The 20,183-nt window shown below is 53.4% G+C and carries 21 protein-coding genes; 8 read left to right on the forward strand and 13 right to left on the reverse strand.

The annotated features are described in order from the left end of the window. Positions 1 to 28: 28 nt before the first annotated feature. The gene (locus L9059_RS05605; RefSeq protein WP_247289020.1) at positions 29 to 559 is read right to left on the reverse strand and encodes a hypothetical protein; all 531 of its coding nucleotides are present in this window, start codon (positions 557 to 559) and stop codon (positions 29 to 31) included. Between the two features lie 701 nt (positions 560 to 1,260). Beyond that, complete coding sequence (locus L9059_RS05610) at positions 1,261 to 1,725, reverse strand: helix-turn-helix domain-containing protein (RefSeq protein WP_247289021.1); 465 nt, start codon at positions 1,723 to 1,725, stop codon at positions 1,261 to 1,263. 194 nt (positions 1,726 to 1,919) lie between these two features. Between L9059_RS05610 and L9059_RS05615 the strand changes: the two genes are divergently transcribed. From L9059_RS05615 to L9059_RS05635, 5 genes are all read left to right on the forward strand, one after another. Next, a complete protein-coding gene (locus tag L9059_RS05615; protein ID WP_247289023.1) occupies positions 1,920 to 2,327 on the forward strand; it encodes a DUF6957 family protein in 408 nt (135 codons plus the stop codon). A gap of 42 nt (positions 2,328 to 2,369) precedes the next feature. Next, positions 2,370 to 2,792: a hypothetical protein gene (locus tag L9059_RS05620; protein WP_247289025.1), complete on the forward strand. Its 423-nt coding sequence runs from the start codon at positions 2,370 to 2,372 to the stop codon at positions 2,790 to 2,792. Positions 2,793 to 3,273: 481 nt separating this feature from the next. Next, positions 3,274 to 3,630, forward strand: a complete 357-nt coding sequence (locus tag L9059_RS05625; RefSeq protein ID WP_095022985.1) for a hypothetical protein — start codon at positions 3,274 to 3,276, stop codon at positions 3,628 to 3,630. Positions 3,631 to 3,790: 160 nt separating this feature from the next. Further along, positions 3,791 to 4,159 (forward strand): hypothetical protein, encoded by a 369-nt coding sequence (locus L9059_RS05630; RefSeq protein WP_247289027.1) that lies wholly within the window; start codon positions 3,791 to 3,793, stop codon positions 4,157 to 4,159. Between the two features lie 466 nt (positions 4,160 to 4,625). After that, complete coding sequence (locus L9059_RS05635) at positions 4,626 to 5,270, forward strand: DUF6338 family protein (protein ID WP_247289046.1); 645 nt, start codon at positions 4,626 to 4,628, stop codon at positions 5,268 to 5,270. 436 nt (positions 5,271 to 5,706) lie between these two features. Here the strand turns inward: L9059_RS05635 and L9059_RS05640 are convergent, their stop codons facing one another. Continuing rightward, positions 5,707 to 6,450, reverse strand: coding sequence for a HEPN domain-containing protein (locus L9059_RS05640; protein WP_247289048.1), 744 nt, complete (start codon positions 6,448 to 6,450; stop codon positions 5,707 to 5,709). Positions 6,451 to 7,072: 622 nt separating this feature from the next. On the opposite strand from L9059_RS05640, the gene L9059_RS05650 reads away from it, so the two are divergent. Then, complete coding sequence (locus tag L9059_RS05650; protein WP_247289050.1) at positions 7,073 to 7,570, forward strand: 3'-5' exonuclease family protein; 498 nt, start codon at positions 7,073 to 7,075, stop codon at positions 7,568 to 7,570. Positions 7,571 to 7,818: 248 nt separating this feature from the next. On the opposite strand, the gene L9059_RS05655 is transcribed toward L9059_RS05650, so the two are convergent. Then, positions 7,819 to 8,826, reverse strand: a complete 1,008-nt coding sequence (locus tag L9059_RS05655; protein WP_247289052.1) for a PIN domain-containing protein — start codon at positions 8,824 to 8,826, stop codon at positions 7,819 to 7,821. Between the two features lie 84 nt (positions 8,827 to 8,910). Here L9059_RS05655 and L9059_RS05660 point away from each other — a divergent pair, with 84 nt between their 5' ends. Beyond that, on the forward strand, positions 8,911 to 9,282 hold the full coding sequence (locus L9059_RS05660; RefSeq protein ID WP_247289054.1) for a histone-like nucleoid-structuring protein, MvaT/MvaU family: 372 nt from the start codon (positions 8,911 to 8,913) through the stop codon (positions 9,280 to 9,282). A gap of 96 nt (positions 9,283 to 9,378) precedes the next feature. Here the strand turns inward: L9059_RS05660 and L9059_RS05665 are convergent, their stop codons facing one another. The 7 genes from L9059_RS05665 to L9059_RS30860 all read right to left on the reverse strand — a co-directional run bounded on the left by L9059_RS05665 (position 9,379) and on the right by L9059_RS30860 (position 17,446). Next, a complete protein-coding gene (locus tag L9059_RS05665) occupies positions 9,379 to 9,717 on the reverse strand; it encodes a protealysin inhibitor emfourin (RefSeq protein WP_247289055.1) in 339 nt (112 codons plus the stop codon). Between the two features lie 541 nt (positions 9,718 to 10,258). Next, on the reverse strand, positions 10,259 to 10,609 hold the full coding sequence (locus tag L9059_RS05670; protein ID WP_247289057.1) for a copper-binding protein: 351 nt from the start codon (positions 10,607 to 10,609) through the stop codon (positions 10,259 to 10,261). Further along, complete coding sequence (locus L9059_RS05675; RefSeq protein WP_247289059.1) at positions 10,606 to 13,764, reverse strand: efflux RND transporter permease subunit; 3,159 nt, start codon at positions 13,762 to 13,764, stop codon at positions 10,606 to 10,608. Before L9059_RS05675 ends, L9059_RS05670 begins: the two co-directional genes overlap by 4 nt. Beyond that, positions 13,761 to 15,245 (reverse strand): efflux RND transporter periplasmic adaptor subunit, encoded by a 1,485-nt coding sequence (locus L9059_RS05680; protein ID WP_247289061.1) that lies wholly within the window; start codon positions 15,243 to 15,245, stop codon positions 13,761 to 13,763. The genes L9059_RS05675 and L9059_RS05680 overlap by 4 nt, the downstream gene beginning before the upstream one ends. Further along, positions 15,242 to 16,498: a TolC family protein gene (locus L9059_RS05685; RefSeq protein WP_247289063.1), complete on the reverse strand. Its 1,257-nt coding sequence runs from the start codon at positions 16,496 to 16,498 to the stop codon at positions 15,242 to 15,244. Before L9059_RS05685 ends, L9059_RS05680 begins: the two co-directional genes overlap by 4 nt. 99 nt (positions 16,499 to 16,597) lie before the next feature. Next, on the reverse strand, positions 16,598 to 16,939 hold the full coding sequence (locus L9059_RS05690) for a hypothetical protein (RefSeq protein ID WP_247289065.1): 342 nt from the start codon (positions 16,937 to 16,939) through the stop codon (positions 16,598 to 16,600). A gap of 300 nt (positions 16,940 to 17,239) precedes the next feature. Further along, positions 17,240 to 17,446, reverse strand: a complete 207-nt coding sequence (locus L9059_RS30860) for a YHYH domain-containing protein (protein ID WP_348967358.1) — start codon at positions 17,444 to 17,446, stop codon at positions 17,240 to 17,242. A gap of 209 nt (positions 17,447 to 17,655) precedes the next feature. Here L9059_RS30860 and L9059_RS05695 point away from each other — a divergent pair, with 209 nt between their 5' ends. Continuing rightward, positions 17,656 to 18,963, forward strand: a complete 1,308-nt coding sequence (locus tag L9059_RS05695) for an MFS transporter (protein ID WP_247289066.1) — start codon at positions 17,656 to 17,658, stop codon at positions 18,961 to 18,963. Positions 18,964 to 19,004: 41 nt separating this feature from the next. Here the strand turns inward: L9059_RS05695 and L9059_RS05700 are convergent, their stop codons facing one another. Beyond that, entirely contained in the window at positions 19,005 to 19,745 is a 741-nt protein-coding gene (locus tag L9059_RS05700) for a TraX family protein (RefSeq protein ID WP_247289069.1), read from the reverse strand. Next, positions 19,742 to 20,179 (reverse strand): YqaA family protein, encoded by a 438-nt coding sequence (locus tag L9059_RS05705; RefSeq protein ID WP_247289071.1) that lies wholly within the window; start codon positions 20,177 to 20,179, stop codon positions 19,742 to 19,744. The genes L9059_RS05700 and L9059_RS05705 overlap by 4 nt, the downstream gene beginning before the upstream one ends. Between the last annotated feature and the right edge of the window lie 4 nt (positions 20,180 to 20,183).

A 20,183-nucleotide genomic window follows, 5' to 3' on the forward strand; every position in this document is an offset into this window, starting at 1 on the left:
TACGAAATGATTTCCATAAACCTCGGTATCAGCTTGTCTGGAGTCCCAAAGCCTCGCGCTCGGCCTCGGAGAGACGTTCACGCTTTTGCAATTCCAGCGAAACCGTGAGTAGCGAATTCATCCCGCCGCATAGGAAAGAAAGGCTTCCGTTCAACGTGTCTGACCCCGATAAGGACATCAGTGCTTTGCGACACTTATCAAACTTGGCCTGGTCTGGTTCCAATTCATGAGCCATCAGGTTTCTTAGCTTGTTCAGTTGGTCGATCATTCCCCAATAACAATCGAGCCCTGGAGTCGTAAAAAATATGAGCGACCTAGCTAAAGCGACTATTTGGTGAAAATTGAGCCGCGATCCACGCAAATGCTGAGGGTTCCGAACTGATCTGTAGCTGAAGTCTCGGATGACCCCCTCGATAAGAAGGTGAGCTTTCAGGACAGCGGATTGTTCATCCAGATCTTCCGAAAAATACTTATCAAAAAGATCCCCATGCTTTTGGAGTAGCCGCATCATCTCGGGGATTTCGGTAGGTTCGGTAGGTTCGGTAGGAGTGGTGGACAATGGAAACGGCCCCCAAAACGGCCCCCAGAGTAGTGGGCCTTGATCCCAGCTACGCTGAAACCCTTGAAAATAGTGGAGCGGGTGAAGGGAATCGAACCTTTATGGGACTAAAACGGAGGGGAAGTGTGTAAGTGTGTAAGTGTGATGGGCTCGATGCCCCCGTCGCAGCGGGGAGTTTTGGCGACGAGCCGTCCATCCACCGTTCACTAACTTGGTTAGTAAAGCGGCTTGCGGTGGTCTGCTGATTGCTAATCGTTTGCCAAGCTCACGAGAAGTCTTCCATCTCATTAATGGTTCGCAGTTGCATCGCTTTAGCGATAAATTGCTCAACGTGTTATCAATTTGCTGGTATCTGAAGCCCGGGCATATTCTTCAGATGGGCTGGATAATGCACCAGCCGTCCAGGATCGCATCCATTAGGCTCGGATCACCCTTATATATCGGTTGCCTTATGCCAAAGGCGTCCCCGACAGTCGATCTCGGCATCCCCAGCATCCGCACCACTTCCGCCTGAGTGTGCCCGTTGCTCTTCAAATCCAGAACAGCCTGTCACTTTTCCTCAGCATCCTCGGTCTGAGGCGAACCCTTATGGGACAGCTCTCCACAGAGTCTGTGTAGGTGTGTAGCCATACTGGTGGATGGCTACGAGGAGTTACAGGGTCAGCAGCAAGCTATCTGCTGGTGTCGCAAGCTCGGTGTTACTAATTTTTGACGTTCCACAAATCAGCCACTGTGGATTTGGGAAGCTGTAGCTTTTCCGCCGTCTCTCGCTGGGTCATCCCGATCCTCCTACACTCTTGAACTGCCAGCTGCTTTTCCAATCGGCGGTTTGCCCGAGACGCTACTGCACCATCCTCTACCTGGCTAGTTAGCTTTTCCAAGCCACCTTGGCTTTTAAATTCCGCCAGCTCCTCCTCTACACATTTCAGTATTTGCTCTGGCGTTTTACCGTTATTCGCCACTGCGCGGAGCACCATCAACGTCACAGTGTCAAGCCCGGTCGCTAAGGCGATTTCATCAAGCTTGCTAAGTGTCACATCCGACTTGGCCCGCTCGATCCTAGATAAAAATGTACGGCCTGCTGCAGATGCTAGGTCGCTCTGGGCGAGGTCTTTGGTGGCTCTAATCGCTCGTAGAACGGCTGCTAAGCCTTGGCTCAGTGACATAGGAGTTCCTCGAAAGGCGAGGATGTAGCCACGTTGCGCTGCCCGGATCGACTCTATATAGTGTTCATCCGGGCAGATGCCTGCGCTCCAACGTATCTTTCGCCGCCGGTTACCGCTGGCGGTGACAATCACCGTCAAGAGCGTGGACGGCATAGGTACTGAACATATCACATGTATTGACAGAGGCTTTTTGATTGGAACTCGAAGATAACCAAGCAGCCAGCGAGCTCCTCTCCACCACTGGAGAGGCACGCTTTGGATCTGGAGAAAGCCAAGAAGCGCTAATTCATATCGCGCAGACCCGCTTCCCAAGCAAAGGCTTTTGCATCGTCCAGCAGTGGACGATCGTGCGCGCGATAGCGAGCGATGGGGATCTCACCAAGATCCACGTTCACGGTCATCTGCCGCTCTTTGTTTTCGCCGAAAAAGTCATCCTGGACAGCCGAGGACGCTTCGCTCACGGAAATTGGGTGCGCAGCACCATGGCCATTTCATTCCAAGATGGCTTTCTCTTTGAAACCAAAAATACGGTGTACGTTTTGATGGGCGACGGCGACGAAAGGTCAGCCAGTCTCGCAGCGATACTGTCCCTTTATCAGTGATGTCAGCTGCAACAGCGGTCTGTAGATCCACGGGAATGTGAAATGTTTAGAAGTCATGAAACTGTTGCCGAGGGCACTCCTAATATCTTTGGGGATGGGTATTCGAACTGGCGGATGTTTGAACGCCACTTGGCTCATCCGTGGTATCACGTCGTCATTCAAGAGCGCTTGGAGGGTAAGGTATGGACACGCACCATGATGATTAGTGACGTCGATATGCTCGAAGAAATACTTTCCCAACAAACCAGCGAGTTTGTCGTTACGGAAATTCAGGTCGTCACGCCTGGGTGGATGAACAAAGACGGCAAATGGATTATGGAGGGGCTTTCGGGGTTGCTGGTGGGATATGACTCCACAGGACGTAGGGTTTGTCTACACAATATAGATGACGAAAAAGCTTATACCGATGCGCCTGGACAACTGATCGACGCCCATTCCCTGAAGGGAATGCGAGTTATTTTTTGATCTGATCTCGTACATCTGCAGCGATGAAATGATCGCGTAGCGCCCATTGCTGGAGACTCATTTGTTTAGAACGACTCGGGGAGACCTCCAAGGCGGGCCTGATGAGCAACTGCTTCATTGGAAAACTGTCGACCTTTCCTTCAGTACGTACTCCTTTTTTGTAGAGGGTGTAAGTTCGATTAATGGAAAGATCGGGCCGTGTAGGAAGCTTGTGAGTGACGAAGAGACTCTTCTGGAGCTATGGCTAGGCGAGTCGGATTTTTTGGTTAACCAGGTGTCACTGATTTCGCCACCCTGGATGAACCATCAAGGTCAGTACCTTATGGAACCTCTTACCAAAATCATACTGCGTAATACTGAAAGAGACCCGCCCCTTTATGAATTCGTGACAGAGACCGGACGGATTTACACCAGCGTCCAAGCCTCGTAGAGAGGGGGTGGATGGAAATCGAAGAAGAAGGGAATGACTTAGGAGGGCATTTTGTCTGAAGTTATTAACGTGGAGTTCCACAGCAAATGGCTAACCGACTTTGAGTTGATTCGTCTGGTGCGAGCAACGAATCAAAAGTACACCATTGTCATCACGGCATTTATTAGTGGTGCGATGATCATAGATAACACGTGCTTGGGGGTGGTCTTTGGCCATCTAGATAAAGATGACTTCGGGCGTCACGCTGATTGCTCAATCATCCAAACAGGAAAAATCCAATCGGCTCGAAAAGAAGGCCGGTTCTGGGTGCTATCGACGCACGAAGGACACTACGTTGTAGGTACCTTTAAGCGAGGCGGCGGAAGAGCTAGCCTTCTCCAGTTCCTCAAGTCCGGCGAACGCTTCTGACGATGCTTAGATCTCAAAGGAAATGGCGGATCGCAGGGAAAATCGCGTCTTCCATTTAGCCCCAAGCGTTAGATTGGTGGGTATCAGCACGATAGCCACCAGAGCTGGCTCGGGCGAGGCACCTTAGCCACGTCAGATTATTAAAGGATGGAAATTTATCATGCTCGACACGAGCGACGCAGGCCGTGATGACCGCAGCCTGACTGACTTTCAACTCAAAAGGATCATTTGCGCCCAACAGTGGCCTTACGATTCACCGATCACTGGGTATCTTAGCGATGCGCTGTTCGTGGGCAATACGTGCATCGCTATAGTCTTTGATCATTCACGGAAAGGGCCCCGTGAGCAGTTCAAGGATGGGCACATGATTCGAACCTCCCACATTTTATCTTTGCATAAAGAAGGTCGGTTCTGGGTTCTTACGACGCTGAACAGCTTGTACGTTATTGCCAGCTTCAAGCGGCAAATGGGCAGGCCGACGTTCAAGAAATTGGATGCCTTTGAACGCTTGAAGACTTGCGTCGGGTAGCCGTTGATATTGATCTCAACGAAAAGGGTCTGGCAGCATGGCAAATGAGGAACGCTGGAGTGTTACTCGGGCAACGATCCATTTCGATGAGTTGCTAGAGAGGGTAATCACGACTCGTAAAGGGGTTTTCATCGAAGGGGAACGCAGGACTGCGGTGCTCATTTCAATGGAGGAATGGGTGTCGATTCAGGACAAACTCACCGCTCGAGTTTCGTCAGACCTTTAGAAGTCGCCGACTGCAACAGCTTCTACGCGAATCGTGTGTATGCATGCCGGCCCGATCCAGCCAAGACACCAATCGTGGTGCCTTCGAACAGCGATGAGAGTGGGGATCGTTAGTGAATCTGATAAGCCTGCTGGCGAGGTATAGAGACTGGTAGAACGGGGAATTGGGGCTTGCCCCCGGCACAGTAAATAGGGCTCAGCTTCTCTCGTTTCATGCTCCATTCCGGAAGGCATAGCGTGAATGAAGGTTGTAGTGGCACACTGTTGCCAGGTCACAGGTGAGCTTGGAGCGAATATGGAAATATGGGAAGCAGACAAGCTAGTACTTTTTATTGCTTTTGTGATTCCTGGCTTCATAAGCATAAAATGTTATCAGTTGTTCTATCCAGGTGTGCTGCGAAATGCATCTGATCAGCTTATTGATGCAGTCGCATATAGCTGTATAAATTATGCGTTGCTTCTCTGGCCCATAATGGCCATTGAGCAAAGCGTTCTTCGTACGGTGCATCCGATGCTGTACTGTATGTTCTATGTACTGGTTCTATTCATCGCGCCGATTTTTTGGGTTGTATTGTGGAAATGGATGCGGACATGGAATGTTTTCCAGAAAAATGCACCTCACCCTGTAGCTAAATCCTGGGATTTTGTTTTTCAACAGCGAAAACAGTATTGGATTATCGTCCATTTCAAGAGCGGCGAAAAAATCGGTGGTAAGTACGGTACTAAGTCTTTTGCGTCAAGCTCACCAGCTGTTGAACAGATTTATCTGGAGGAAGAGTGGTTGGTTGAAAATGGAGTTTTACAGCGAGCAGTCAAGGAGAGTGCCGGGGTTCTAATTGGGGCATCCGAAATATCTCACATCGAGTTTCTGAATTATCACGGTTAGGAGTAATACATGAGCAAAGAGAGTGATCGACCCGTTCTTGTAAATAATGGCTACCAACCAGAGCTGCTAGAGAAGGGCTATCAGCCTGTACAAAGTGTTCCGATCAACCGGCCTGAACCTGGAGCTGGTTACCAACCTACCAGTCATGGTGAGAACCCGTCGAATGTACCCTCTCCACCGAAAGAACGTTGATACGAAGTTAGATTGAATCCTGCGGAATCGGTTCGTTATATGTAGCCGAGACACACGGGATATGACAACCCAAAAGGGGATGCGGCACCATGCCGATCTCCTTCTGGCTGTGGATTAGTTGGTGATATCAACTCGCTGCCTGATTCAGTTCCAGAATTTGGGATGGCGGGTGTGGAATATGTCGTTACGCTCGCGCACTCGAACTCTGTCGCTGATCGATTCTTTTGAGTGTCTTCGAAGGAAATCATTCTTCGCTCATGGCTTTTGATAAAGTCTCAAATACGTCATTAGCAAATTTTTCGATAATTTCAATACTGCCTATGATCAATGCCGTGTCCACACTGTGATATTCGCCAGTGACAGTTTTGCCATTGCGATGAACAAAATCATGACGTATTTCGATTACTTTTTTTATTTTTGCCATGTGAGTATCCGGCAACACCTCACCAGTGACGAGGTTTACATAGTTTTTCACAGTCAGGGGGTTGTGGAATGTTTGTGCATTTATGATATTCATCACAATGCCATTGATTCCCAATTCGGCGATTTCTTTGACTGTGAATTTAAGGCTTTTATCTTCCGACAGTTTCCCAATGAATCTGTTCATTAGGTGCGGAAAACTCAGTAGCGTGGTTTTTATAATGTCACCAACCATAGCTTCGAATAGTGTAACGGCGTGAGCATAAGCCATCCTGTGAATAGTCTTGTCGTCAAAGGGGTTGGATCGTTGATTGATCATGACCTTTAAAGATTTTAAATTTTCAGTAAAAATACTGTAGGTTTCGAGGTATGGATGTTCCTCATACCACTTCATGTGAGCTTCGTATTCTTCTCTTTCATGCTCATGTTCATACATTGCAGCCATCCCTCCGAAGCCGGGATAATCCTCATCAATCTCGACTTCCTCTGGGATATTGTAGTTTTCACGCATCCATTGAATCATGCGTCCGTCTTCCAACTCCATCATCCATTCCTTCGTGCTACCCATAGCGAATCCCTAATCAGTTAAGGGTGAAATCAGACCATGCAAAAGACCGGTGAAATTCTTCGTCTAAAGCTTTCACAGTCTCGGAAATATACGTTGATCTAGTCTTTGATGTCAGCCATCGAGGGCGAAACCTTCGCTGGCGATCTCAACGCATTGGGAGGACGTATTCGAGATCAAGTTTATCGGAGTACCGGTATCCCGGTCGGAGTGGGTATCGCCGGCACGAAACCTTGATCACGCTCACATAACAGGGATCTTCGATTGATGACGAAGGCAGGGGTACAAGCTGTTGATCGAGTGTTCCGGACAGGTTTCAAGTACGCCAAAGCAGAGGTGCTCTTGCTCATCCTTTGTCAGAAAGGTGAGTTCACCCATGATCTCCTTTCCATCTCGCAATCGGTCGCTACTGGAAAGGTCACGGACGTGTTGGATTCCGTCAAGGAGCGGTGAAGTCGGGGAACACTGCGCTTGGTGAGCGTTCAATCCTGACTGGGGGCTACGCCGGGAAATGACCAGAGCTTCACGGTGCGGATTGATCAGCTATGGACGGTGTACTGTAAATCGTAGGGCGAACAGAGCTCCAATGACAGGTCACGCTAGCGTCGTTAAAAAGGATAGGACGTTGAAAGTATTCCTAGATTGTGAATTTACCCAGCTCAATCAGTACTCGAAGCTGATATCTCTAGCACTGGTATCGGAGTCAGGCCAAGAGTTCTACGTCGAGCTGACGGACACCTATTCGGTTGAGGACTGTAGTGATTTCGTCATCCAGTACGTACTGCCGCAGCTCGAGCTTCCGCGATTCGGTCAATCGCTTGTCGAAACTCAAGACTCGCTTCGAAGATTTCTGGGTGGCTTCGCCGAGGAGCTTGAGGTGTGTTCCGATGCGCCACACTGGGATTGGGGTTTTTTCTGTGATCTCGCTTGTGCAGATCATCAGCCCTGGCCAGTCCAGGTTGTGAGTCAACCGACCAACCTTACAAGCCTCTTCAATCAGGTGAATGCGGAAGCTCTTGAGCAGGTAGAGCTGTGCGAACTACCGCACCATGCGTTGCTAGACGCGCGAATGCTTGCAGAGCTTTTCAAGATCTTGGCCTCCAGCCTTATTTTGTCACCATAGAAGCGCGTCACGACGTAGGCCGTTCAGCTTTGGATGGTCTACGGCAGGAGATCCGAGTTACACCATCGGTGGAGAAGCGGCAAAACTGGATTATTTCAAATTATGGCTCAGCCATAATTATTGCTGAGCCATAATTTTTTGCTTCAAAGGGCATCGAAGCATCGCGTCGTCATCGAAACAGGAGAGGAATTCTTGAAGTTCTCACGAATTCTGGGGTTGATAGAGGATGTCGCGACCCCTCGTTCTTCTCAGGTGTCGAGCATGTCCCATTCCTCACCCAGTACCCACCGCAATGCGGAGAGCTTTCCGTTAAGCATGCCCCATTCGAAATCGCTCCAAGGCCCCGTATCTTCGTATTTTTCTCTAACGCGTTGCGCTGCAGCCTTAGCCCTGATCAAGACATCTTCGTGGATCACACCATTGCCGTAGCGTGGTGTGCCTGCCGGGACGATTTCTGTTTCCCCCTCCTCGATGTGGTACATCATGTTCATGTGTCGGTTGTACCAGACCTTGTCGAACAGCTCGTCCATGGATGACATTATTTCCTGGAGACCACGAGTCTCGTCCTCCCAGGCAAAGCTGTACTCAGAATGGAATTCTTCGAGGTCTAGTAAGTCCTCGATGGCGGCGCTGGTCGAGTTGAAGAACAGCGAGGTTTTGTCATCAAAGATTTCTGCAAAATCATCGTGTGGTTTTCGGTGATCCTTTGCAGAAAAGTCGGTGACATTGTGGGTGACAAAACGGAAGCTCTCGTATTCGTCCGCGTGTTGTGTCCGGAACTCTTGGAAGGCCTCAACCAGCACTGCATCAGCAACGCTATTCTTCTGTTTGTGGAAAGGAGCTCGCTTGGCGATTGCTCGCTCTGCAGCTCTGATCTTCGAGGCATCTGAAATCTGAAATTCAATGGCGTTCTCGAACAGCTTCAGAACACGGTTCACCGTCACTTGAGTCGCTTCAGAGAGGATTGGCAACCTTTGATTCACGTCATCCAGGGTGTCGAGCGCAGCTTCTTTCCCATCACCACCGAATGACTCAATCACACCTTTCACCACCCGGAACTCGTTAGCGAGGCGCTTACGTGTGGCTTCGATAACCCTGTCCTTGTTTCGCTCATACTCCATGCGTACCAGGTCGGGCAGCAAGATCTTGATTGCTTCATTCTGGACTAAGTGCTCCAAGGCGGTAAGCATAGGAAGCTCGGCCTTTTGTGATGACATATCAAGCCAGACGCAGGTGTCGAGCATTACTAGATGCATTGAAGCTCCTTTTCAGCTTGCTGATTGCTAGACTTGGCCTTGGCCATCACCGGATAATGGCCCAATACCTTACAGGAGCGTCAAATGTCTCGCCTCGCAGAATTCCGTGCCCTTGAGCAGCAGCTCGCAGCTCAACTTGCCGAGCTCGAAACCCTGAAAAATGACGATGGCCTGAAGCGCGAAATCGAGTTCGAGCAGAAGCTTCGCAACCTGTTGGGTGAGTACGGCTACAGCTTGCGTAACATCATCGCCATCCTTGACCCGCAAGTCTCGACTCGCCGTGCTGCAGCCGCTGCAGAGCCCAAGGCAGGCACTCGCAAGCCCCGTGACGTTAAGATCTACAAGAACCCGAACTCAGGTGAGTTGATCGAGACCAAGGGCGGCAACCATCGCCAATTGAAAGAGTGGAAAAACGAATTCGGCGCGGACGTTGTTGAGTCGTGGCGCACTCAGTAAGACTGTTTGAGTACAAACAATCAGGGCCCTGCGGGGCCCTTTTTCGTGGAGATATGGATGGAACATTCTCGTGCAGATAAAATGGCATGTGGTTGGTTAGCCACCTTGCTTCTTTGAAACCGCGTGTGCGGCCCTGAGATATTCGCGTGTACTTTGGATTAGTTTACGTAGCGGTTCGTTTTCAACGGGAACAAGCCCCCGGACTGTATGCTGACGCTCACCATCAACAATTTTCAGGGTGATGTATTGATAATCTGCAGCGCCCGGAGCTGGCGTGCCTATAGAGTCAGCTAGGTCAAAGAAACGTGCTGCGTCAATCAGAAGCCTCAACTCTGCCTGTTTTGCTTCTGTCAACAGGTCGGCATCAAGAGTCACCGGTTTACTCAGTCCGGGGAAATAGCCGATGCCGCTCGTTTGCGACAACTCGATATACACGCCAGCTTCCTCCTCTAAATGTGAATACCGAAGGCTGCTCACCCTTCACTTCTTGCTTGGTGTACGGGGTTATCCTACTCCATAGGCACGTCGCGTTGGCGACTGGTGGGCGGCATTTCCCGTCGTACTTCGACCGAGAAGCGGGCGTGGCGAAGGTGTCGTAAGCGGGCATCCATTATCCAGCTACCATCGATATGTTTGGCAACAGGGCAATCATCGATGTCACTAATCAACAGGCACAGCGCGGCTGGTCTGCAGACGGTCGAAGTCTATTCATGGCGGATCACTACAGGGCTGCAGCGAACATAGTGGTGTAATGTCACTGCACCATTATCGATAGAAATACGACCTGCTAGCTGCAAGCTGGACGAGGGAATCTCAGCTTAGCCCTCTTGCCCAACCGGCCAGACCTTGAGGGTGAAGGTCTGACGCACAAGTCAAAGTCCGATCAAGGGGGCCGCGAACGCGGTGCTCAAAGCCAGCAATGATAGATTTCCAACCGGCACGACAGAGCGAGCCGGTCTTTCTCATCACTTCAGTCTTATTTTTTAATGGAAACGATTGCGGCTTTGCCACCCTCGAGCCTAAAGGAGAACGATACACGGTCTCCGACTATCAGCCCTGCCAGCTGTTTCTCCGTTACGGAAAAAGCCATTGTCATTGGCGGCCACTGTACGGCTGGAACAGCTCCGTGGGAGATGGTCACCGTATGCTTCGTAGTATCTATACCCTTGATCGTTCCCTCGGCATTGGCAACTTGAGCCTGTTTTGTATCCTGCTTCATCTCCATGCCCGCCATACCGTCCATTTTCATGCCAGGCATGTCCTCCGCGTGGACAGAAAGTGAAAGCGCAAATACGGTGCTTGCAACTGCAATCATGGTCAGTTTCATACGACTTTTCCTTGAGGGTTGATGGGTTCAACTATGAGGTGCCGGCGACGCATCAGGCGATAGGCTGCCGGAATGACAAACAGGGAAAGCAAGGGGGCCGTGACCATGCCGCCGACCATGGGCGCGGCAATGCGGCTCATCACTTCGCTACCAGTACCGCTGGCCAACAAGATGGGTAGCAGGCCAGCAATAATGACCGCCACGGTCATAGCCTTGGGCCGAACTCGCTGCACAGCGCCTTCACGAATCGCCGCAACCAGACCTGATTCAGTGCTGTCGCCGAGATCTTCACGTTCGGCCCAGGCGTTCTTCAAGTAGAGCAGCATGATCACGCCGAACTCGGCAGACACACCGGCCAATGCGATGAAGCCGACTCCGGTGGCGACCGACAGGTTGAACCCCAATAGATAAAGGAACCATGCTCCACCGGTCAGTGCGAATGGCAGAGTGGCCATGATCAGCAAGGCCTCATCGAAGCGGGCGAAAGTCAGGTAGAGCAGCACGAAGATGATCAACAGCGTGGCAGGTACCACCAGTTTGAGGCGTGCGTTGGCCCTTTCGAGAAACTCGAACTGTCCTGAGTAGCTCAGACTCATGCCTGGCTGCAACTTGACCTGCTCATTGACGACCTGGCGTAGATCGGCGACCACAGAAGCAATGTCCCGACCACGCACATCGATATAAACCCAGCCTGAAGGCCGTGCGTTCTCGCTCTTGAGCATTGGGGGGCCGTCCGTGACCTTGACCTTCGCTACCGTGCCGAGGGTAATCTGGCTACCTAGCGGAGTGTAGATTGGCAACTGCTCCAAGGCGCATAGCGAGTCGCGCCACTCACGGGGATAGCGCACGTTGATCGGAAAGCGTGCGAGCCCTTCGATAGTCTCTCCGACGTTTTCACCCCCGATAGCACCGGCCACAATGGACTGCACATCGGCGATATTCAGCCCATAGCGGGCGGCGGTTTTACGGTCGATATCCACATCGATATAGCGGCCACCGGTCAGTCGCTCAGCCAAGGCCGAACTGACACCGGGCACCTCTTTAGCCACGCGTTCGACTGCCTGAGTAGCTGCATCGATTTCCGTCAGGTTGGTGCCAGCAACTTTCACCCCGATGGGACTCTTGATCCCGGTGGCCAGCATGTCGATACGGTTGCGAATCGGTGGTATCCAGATATTCGTAAGCCCAGGGACTCGTACAACTCGATCCAGTTCTTCCACCAACTTTTCCTGGGTCATGCCAGGACGCCATTGCTCCTGTGGTTTGAACTGGATCGTGGTTTCGAACATTTCCAGCGGTGCGGGGTCGGTGGCGGTTTCGGCACGACCAGCTTTACCGAAGACATGTTCGACCTCTGGCACGGTCTTGATCAGGCGGTCGGTCTGTTGCAGTAGTTGCGCCGCTTTCTGTGCCGACAACCCTGGTAAAGCGGAAGGCATATAAAGCAGATCGCCCTCGTCCAACGGTGGTAGAAACTCACCACCTAGGTGAGACATCGGCCACACCGCGCTGACAAATACCAATAATGCGACAAGCAGCGTGAGCTTTGGTCGACGCAATACTGCGTCCAGAGCCGGCTGGTAGATCCGGATCAGCCAGCGGTTTAGCGGGTTTTGTTGCTCATTGGGAATTCGACCACGAATCCAATAGCCCATCAGCACTGGCACCAAGGTCACTGACAATCCAGCCGCTGCGGCCATGGCGTAGGTCTTGGTGAAAGCCAACGGGCCGAACAGTCGCCCCTCCTGCGCCTCCAGGGTGAACACCGGAATGAACGACAGGGTGATGATCAACAAACAGAAGAACAGTGCTGGGCCTACCTCTGCCGCCGCTTCGGTCATTACATGCCAATGACGCTCACCCTTCAGTTCCTCACCAGGATTGGCCGCGTGCCAGGCCTCAACCTTTTTGTGGGCGTTCTCGATCATGACCACGGCGGCATCGACCATGGCGCCGATGGCGATGGCAATCCCACCTAAGGACATGATGTTGGCGTTGATCCCTTGGTAACGCATGACGGTGAAGGCAATCAACACTCCCACCGGCAGCGAAATGATCGCCACCAGCGATGAGCGCAAGTGCCAGAGAAAGATCCCGCAGACCAACGCGACGACGATGAACTCTTCGATTAGCTTGTGGCTGAGGTTTTCCACGGCACGGTCGATCAGCTTGCTGCGGTCATAGGTGGTGACGATTTCCACCCCGACCGGCAAACTTTTTTTCAGCTCGTCAAGTTTCGCCTTGACCGCCGCAATGGTCTCGCGAGCATTCTTGCCGCTGCGCAAAATCACCACGCCGCCGACTGTCTCGCCTTCGCCGTCGAGTTCAGTAATGCCACGCCGCATTTCCGGCCCCAACTGGATCGTGGCGACATCGCCAAGACTCACCGGTACACCTCCAGCACCGAGCTTCAACGGGATAGCACGAAAGTCATTAAGCGTTTTTAGGTAGCCTGAGGCCCGCACAATGAACTCGGTCTCTGCCATCTCCAGCACGGCACCACCGGTTTCCTGATTGGCCTTGCCGATAGCCTCGGTTACCTCAGCTTGAGTGATACCGAGGCTGGCCAGTTTGAGCGGATCAAGCTGCACCTGGTACTGCTTGACCATACCCCCCACAGTGGCCACCTCCGCAACGTTCGGCAGGGTCTTGAGTTCGAACTTTAGAAACCAGTCCTGAAGTGCACGAAGCTGTGCCAGGTCGTGTCCGCCACTGCGATCTACCAGTGCGTACTGATAGATCCAACCCACTCCCGTTGCATCCGGCCCCAACGCTGGCTTGGCGCTGGCTGGCAACCGACTTTGTATCTGACTTAGATACTCCAACACCCGTGAGCGGGCCCAGTACAGGTCAGTACCGTCCTCGAACAGCACGTAGACGAAGCTGTCACCGAAGAAGGAATAACCGCGCACCGTCTTTGCGCCTGGCACCGAGAGCATGGTGGTCGCCAACGGATAGGTCACCTGGTTTTCGACAATCTGCGGCGCCTGGCCTGCGTAAGGTGTACGGATGATCACCTGCACATCGGAGAGATCCGGCAGCGCATCGATGGGCGTGCTCTGCACCGACCAAATGCCCCAAGCCGTGACGAACAGTGTCGCAAGTAATACCAGGAATCGGTTGGCCACCGACCAACGAATGAGGGCAGCAATCATGGCTGGCTCCCCGATTTAGCTAGGCGCTCAACACGCAAGCCATCGTCAGTCTGGCTCACCGCGACCCGAACCTTGTCGCCCGTTTTAAGGCCCTGCATTAGAGCCGGGTTGGCGAGTGGGAAAGTCATCGTCATGCCAGGCATGCCCAGCGTCTTGAAGGGGCCATGGGCGAGCGTGACTTCTTTGTCGTTGATCTCAACGATCTGCCCATCCGCCTCATGAAAACTGGAGGTTGCTGCGCTGGGCGGTGACTCTTCCTCCGAGCTTGCAACGATGCCCTTGAGACTGGCCTCCGAGTCGAGCAGGAACTGGCCAGACGTAACCACCTTCTGGCCTTCTTCCAGACCTTTCACTATCGCCGTCTTGCCATCGCTTTCCTGCCCGAGGTGCACTTCCACTGGACGGTAGCGGCCCGCGTCTTCGGCGAGCATCACCAAGGCACGTCGGCCAGTGCGAATGACAGCCTCGCTCGGCACCCACAACACACTTTGCCCGGTCGAGCGATTCAGGCGTACCTGCGCCGTCAAACCCGGTCTGAGGCGCCCGTCGGGATTGGGGAGTTCTACCCGCACGCGAAGAGTACGGCTGTCCGGGTTGGTCTCGGGCAAAATCGCGCTGACTTTGCCGCTGAGCATTGTCCCTGGGAAGGCTGGCAGACGCGCTTCGACCGCCTGCCCCACGGTGATCGATCCGGCATCCGATTCTGGAACGGCCACGGCTAGCCAGACACTGCTCAAGCCATTGACGCGTGCCAGAGTATCGCCAGTAGCCACAGTCATACCCGCACGTACATTCAATTCTTGCAGCACACCACCAATAGGGCTGGTGAGAGTCAGGTAGGGCTGAACCTTACCGCCACGCTCTACCTGAGTAATCAGTGCTGCCGGCATCCCAGTGAGCTGTAGTCGCTGGCGGGCCACAGTCAACAAATCAGCATCCCCGCTGCGCTTCAATGCAAGAAACTCTGTCTGGGCAGCCGCCCATTCCGGCACAAGGATATCCGCCAATGCCGCGTTGGCTTTGAGCACATCACCGGGAGCGTGGGCATATACCCGCTCCACAAAGCCAGTGGTGCGAGCCTGAATCACAGCGACATCACGTTCGTTGAATCCCAAGACTCCCGTCACATCGAGGCTGGAGTCAAAGATTCCACGGGTGACTGTTGCAAAACGCAGACCGAGATTCTGGGTCAGACTCGGATCGATACTTACGGTCGCACGATCCCCTGCGCCACCGGCGTACTGAGGAACCAGTTGCATGTCCATGAAGGGGGATTTACCCGGCTTATCGAACTTTTGCTGCGGGTACATGGGGTCATACCAATACAGTGCTTTGCGTTCGCCCTGTGAATTGAGACTCTGCTCCTGTGTGGTATTTGGTAGTCCACTCATGCGCTGATGTGCCAACCAAAAACCACCGGCAACACCCAATGCCAGCGAGATGCCTACCAGCAATGCCCCGTTCCCTTTTTTAAGGATCATTGGCTGGACTCCCCATAAGCAAAATACAACCGCGCACTGGTCAGCGCTCGCTGCTCTTCCACGTCGATCTGTTTGAGGCGGGCCTCGATGAGTTCACGACGGGCGGCAACAACGGCGTTCAAATCGCCTTTTCCCGAGCGATAACTGGCCATGCTGAGTTCGACCTTTTCCTTAGCCAGCGGCAACAGGCTTTCCTGGTTACGGCGTACCGCACGATTCAGGCGCTCATAGTCAGCCAGTTCGTTTTCCAGTTGCTGGGTATGCTCGCGTGACAGGGCTTCGCGCTCGGCCTCAAGCTGACTGAGTTCCGCCTGTTTGGCTGCGATTTTGGGGTTTTGGCGAGAGTCAGGAAACAGCGGTAGATCCCAGGAAAATTGCACGCTGACCATATCGCCGAACTCACGGCCACGGCGCTGGTAATCCAGTTCCCAGCTCCAGTCTGACTGCTTCTCCGACACAGCTTCACGAACCTTGGCTTGCGCTTCGCGGGTCATCGGTGCAAACGCTGCCAACTCGGGATGGTGTTGCAGTTTATGAGAGTAACTTGAGGTGTCGACGGGCCATTCAGGCAAGCTGCCCACAGGCTTGTCGTTGGCGGCGGAGCCAATCCAGCGTTTGAGGGCCGCTCGAGCCTGTGCTCTCTGGAGAATCAGATCGTCCTGCTGCTCCGCCAGTTGAGCTGCTTCCTGCTTGGGTGTCACCGCATCGGCGGGTTGAGCGCGGCCACCGGCAATTTGGGCCCGGACGGTATCGCTCAGCAGGCGGTTTTCTTTGTAGAAGTCCTGGAACAGCACATCTTTGCGCTCAACCGAGTAGCTGCTGATCCAGGCCAACGCCGTGGACTGGCGCACTTTCAGACGTTCGACTCGACGCTCCGCAGAGGCACGATCAATAGCTGCATCGGCGACTTCGATACGCGCTTTGCGCTTGTCGCTATTGGGCATCTCCTGCCTGACCCCGACCATCCGCATAGTCATGAAGTCTTGGTCGATACTCCAACGATCCGGGCCGCCGATGGGGTAGTTCTGCACGCCCACCAGGAGCTTGGGATCAGGTAATTCACCAGCAGGGATGGCTGCATTGCTGGCAGCCTGAATTTTCGCGTCTTGTGCGGTCAGCGACGGCGCATTGTTTTCTGCCAGCCGCAACGCTTCATCGAGCGTTAAGCCGGCAGCGAGGCTCGGCAATGCCAGCATGCATGCCGCCAGGCCGGCCACGAGTGACCAACCTGTGCAATAGCACTTAGGGTTCATGTTTACGATTCCTGTGATGATCCACTGCGCGCTTCATAAGACATGCACGCAGATATGCCATTCCGCTAAAGCGGAATGAGGCTCAGTGTGGTACAGGAATCAAACGCGAGGGGGTCGCCAAACCCAGGACGAGGTCTTTACAGGCAAGGAATCGCTGAAGAATGAAATCACTTCGGGGCTGAATACGGTTACAGGAGGCTTTAAGATCGAGACTTGCAGCATGCCGCCCGACTTGCATTCCTGGCCCGGCTTACAAGGTTTGCCGTGATCGGAAGGGCCTTTCATATCGTTGCAGCAGTCCATCCCCATATCGTCCATCATCGCCATGCCCATCGTCTTCATTGGGCACGGTTCTGTCGGTGCCTGAACGCCCGCCATCCCGCTGAGGGGAAACGCCAAGCTGATCATGAAGATGATGCAAAACCGCAGATAGCGTTTCATGGTCTGGAGTCTAGTCGCTGCAAATGGCTCTTACAATTGGAAGCGGTCGACCCAATAGGCCTGCCAAAGGTGATAAAACAAATCCTAAGTTAAGCCAACATTACCGACGCGAAATAAAGTTTCTGACACGCAGTTTCTAGATCTGCAAGTGGTTAAAAAACGATCAAGGCATCACTCAAGCCAATCCAGCCGAGACGCATTACTTCGCCTGCACAGTTGCGTGGCTAGGTTAACTGGCCTCCACAAATGTGAAGAAGCCAGCTTGCATCAACGCCCAGCCTCAAGCTGGGCTTTTGCCGTTTAGTGGCAGTGGTAGTCGTTCGTTTTATGGTTGCGATGGCAACCTTTTGAATCAGTACCTCCGCTATGCGCGAAGGCAGCAACGGACGAAATCGAAAGTAAAGCGGCGATCAAAAGGGCAGACAGTTTCATCAGGGCTTGCTCCATGCTCATTTTTATACTTGTGAGACCTCTCACGCATCGCAGCGTATGGCCAATTGCCTTCATAGGGCAAGCAACTTCCTCGCCGCCTCCCTGACATTCGATGAAAGGCTATGTGCCTATTTCTTGAGCTACTACTGGCTGTAGTTTAGGATGGCCCTACATCCCCCTAGGGGGGATATAGCATCATCTGTAAACGAGAAGCTCGTCGCTCTCTTTCTTCGAGAAATGCTCGACAACCAGATGGGCACGCGCCTTTCCATTTGAGATTTCTCATGCTGAAAATCCTATCAAACCGCACCTACCGTCATCTCTTTCTGGCCCAAGTGATTGCGCTCGTGGGGACGGGTCTTGCCACGGTCGCACTGGGCCTACTGGCGTTCGACCTAGCAGGCGCCCAAGCGGGAGCCGTCCTCGGTACAGCGTTGGCGATAAAGATGACGGCCTACATCGGCGTTGCACCCATTGCAGCGGCTTTTGCAGAACGCCTACCTCGTCGAGCAATGCTGGTCTCGCTGGATTTGGTGCGTGCCCTGGTCGCACTTGCACTGCCGTTCGTGACGGAGGTCTGGCAAATCTATGTACTGATTTTCGTCCTTCAGTCGGCCTCGGCAGCGTTCACCCCTACGTTCCAGGCAACCATTCCAGACATACTGCCGGATGAAGACGACTACACCCGTGCCTTGTCGCTATCGCGTCTGGCCTACGATCTTGAAAGTGTCGCCAGCCCGATGCTCGCCGCCGCATTGCTGACCGTGATCAGCTTCCATAACCTGTTCGCCGGCACTGTCATCGGTTTCCTCGCCTCAGCGGCTCTGGTCTCCACGGTACTGTTACCGAAGGCGAAGCAGACGCCTCGGCGAAGCATCTACGAACGAACTACCCGAGGCATGCGCATATTCCTGGCTACGCCCCGCTTGCGTGGGCTTCTCGCTCTCAATCTGACGGTAGCAGCCGCCAGTGCCATGGTCATCGTCAATACGGTGGTGCTGGTGCAGTCGCGCTTCGCTCTGCCTCAGAGTTCTACGGCATTTGCACTGGCCGCGTTTGGTGGCGGCTCTATGGTCGCGGCCCTTGTCTTGCCACAGCTGTTGAAGAACATCAAAGACCGAACGGCCATGCTGTTTGGCGGAGGCATATTGGTCGTAGGCTTAGCGGTAGGCATAAACCTGACCACCTACAATTTCCTGCTACCGCTGTGGATGGTGCTCGGCGTTGGATATTCGCTGGCCCAGACCCCAAGCGGTCGACTGTTGCGTCGCTCGGCACATGCCGAAGATCGCCCGGCGCTGTTTGCCGCCCAATTTGCTCTATCCCATGCCTGCTGGTTGATTACCTACCCATTGGCGGGATGGCTGGGTGCCAATATCAGCCTCACTGCGTCGTTTGTTGGGCTCGCTGTCGTGGCAGGTAGTGCACTGGTGGTCAGCATCGTGATCTGGCGTCCAGCTCATGACCAAGAGACTATCAGGCACAGCCATGAGAACCTGCCGGGCGATCACATTCACCTCGACGGCCAGGGTGTGGATCACGAACACCCTTATGTGATCGACGACCAGCATCGTCGATGGCCCAACAAATGATCTTAAGTTCCTAAGATTCGCCAAGGCTGATTGGTCAGCCTTCAGATCAGAAACCGTAGCGCTTGCAGAGCGGCAAGGTGCCCCGGATAGAACCAGTAGCCCCATTGCCGCACCGGCCAGACCTTGAAGGTGAAGGTCTGACGCAGAAGCCAGAGTCCGATCAGGGGAGCCGCGAACGCAGTGCTCAAGGCCAACAATGAATAGACTTCCAAGTCCAACGCTCTGGTTACGATGCTACTGCGGGTATTGCTCAACAGGCATAGAGCCGCTGGCAGCAACCAAAGAACACCGGGGCTCTTAATTGCTACTAAGACAGCAGCTGGAACAAGTGCACCGTAGAAACCGTACATCAGTGGATCATCCAGCACGTAGGCAATCGCGGCGGCCATCAACGCCATAGCGCTGCTCAACAGGGTACGATGTTGCCATCCCCAGGCAATCACCAGCCCCAATGCCAGGGTAACCAACACGTTGAATGATCCCGAGGTGCTGATGTAGCGATAAGGCACTTCTGAAATGGCGGCGAACAACAGCATCAACGCGAGGTATCGACCGTTCGCGATAGTCAGCCATTCGCCCGATTTGGAGCGCGTCACGTTGGCGGCAATGGCGACACAGAACAGCGGAAAAGAGAGCCGCCCCAGAATGAACAGATTGCTCATCTCCGGCCACACCAAGCGCAAGTGATCAATAACCATGGTCAGCATCGCCAGCCACTTGATTAGATCCAGGCTACTGCTTCGGCTCTTGAGTGGGGAAAGCGGGACTGTAGGAGTCGTCATGCCCACCCCAGTGTGACGGCGGTCAGCACGAGATAACGCATGCCCTTGGCTAGGGTGACGATCAGTAGGAAACTCCAAAGTGGTTCGCGCATGACTCCGGCGACGACCGTCAGCGGATCGCCAATGATGGGCACCCAGCTCAGCAACAGTGACCAGCGCCCGTAGCGCAGATAGGACTGCTGGGCTTTTTCTAACTTGCTCTCGCTCACGGGGAACCAGCGCTTGTGGCGGAATCGCTCAACAGAACGGCCCAGAAGCCAGTTCATTGCGGAGCCAAGAACGTTGCCAAAAGTGGCGACCGCCAAGAGCGTAGAAACGACGTACCGGTCGGAGAGCAACATCCCGACCAGCACGGCTTCAGACTGCATTGGCAATAACGTGGCGGCACCGAATGCAGCCAGGAAAAGACCAACGTAGCTGGTGAGTTCGAACACTCAG

Origin of the sequence: Pseudomonas violetae, assembly GCF_023072615.1 — a bacterium.
GTDB lineage: Bacteria > Pseudomonadota > Gammaproteobacteria > Pseudomonadales > Pseudomonadaceae > Aquipseudomonas > Aquipseudomonas violetae.

Coding starts and splice junctions, on each gene's coding strand:
- L9059_RS05610 (WP_247289021.1), bottom strand. CDS start 1,725: ATGTCACTGAGCCAAGGCTTAGCAGCCGTTCTACGAGCGATTAGAGCC.
- L9059_RS05620 (WP_247289025.1), top strand. CDS start 2,370: ATGTTTAGAAGTCATGAAACTGTTGCCGAGGGCACTCCTAATATCTTT.
- L9059_RS05630 (WP_247289027.1), top strand. CDS start 3,791: ATGCTCGACACGAGCGACGCAGGCCGTGATGACCGCAGCCTGACTGAC.
- L9059_RS05635 (WP_247289046.1), top strand. CDS start 4,626: ATGAAGGTTGTAGTGGCACACTGTTGCCAGGTCACAGGTGAGCTTGGA.
- L9059_RS05640 (WP_247289048.1), bottom strand. CDS start 6,450: ATGGGTAGCACGAAGGAATGGATGATGGAGTTGGAAGACGGACGCATG.
- L9059_RS05655 (WP_247289052.1), bottom strand. CDS start 8,826: ATGCATCTAGTAATGCTCGACACCTGCGTCTGGCTTGATATGTCATCA.
- L9059_RS05660 (WP_247289054.1), top strand. CDS start 8,911: ATGTCTCGCCTCGCAGAATTCCGTGCCCTTGAGCAGCAGCTCGCAGCT.
- L9059_RS05670 (WP_247289057.1), bottom strand. CDS start 10,609: ATGAAACTGACCATGATTGCAGTTGCAAGCACCGTATTTGCGCTTTCA.
- L9059_RS05675 (WP_247289059.1), bottom strand. CDS start 13,764: ATGATTGCTGCCCTCATTCGTTGGTCGGTGGCCAACCGATTCCTGGTA.
- L9059_RS05680 (WP_247289061.1), bottom strand. CDS start 15,245: ATGATCCTTAAAAAAGGGAACGGGGCATTGCTGGTAGGCATCTCGCTG.
- L9059_RS05685 (WP_247289063.1), bottom strand. CDS start 16,498: ATGAACCCTAAGTGCTATTGCACAGGTTGGTCACTCGTGGCCGGCCTG.
- L9059_RS05690 (WP_247289065.1), bottom strand. CDS start 16,939: ATGAAACGCTATCTGCGGTTTTGCATCATCTTCATGATCAGCTTGGCG.
- L9059_RS30860 (WP_348967358.1), bottom strand. CDS start 17,446: ATGAAGGCAATTGGCCATACGCTGCGATGCGTGAGAGGTCTCACAAGT.
- L9059_RS05695 (WP_247289066.1), top strand. CDS start 17,656: ATGCTGAAAATCCTATCAAACCGCACCTACCGTCATCTCTTTCTGGCC.
- L9059_RS05700 (WP_247289069.1), bottom strand. CDS start 19,745: ATGACGACTCCTACAGTCCCGCTTTCCCCACTCAAGAGCCGAAGCAGT.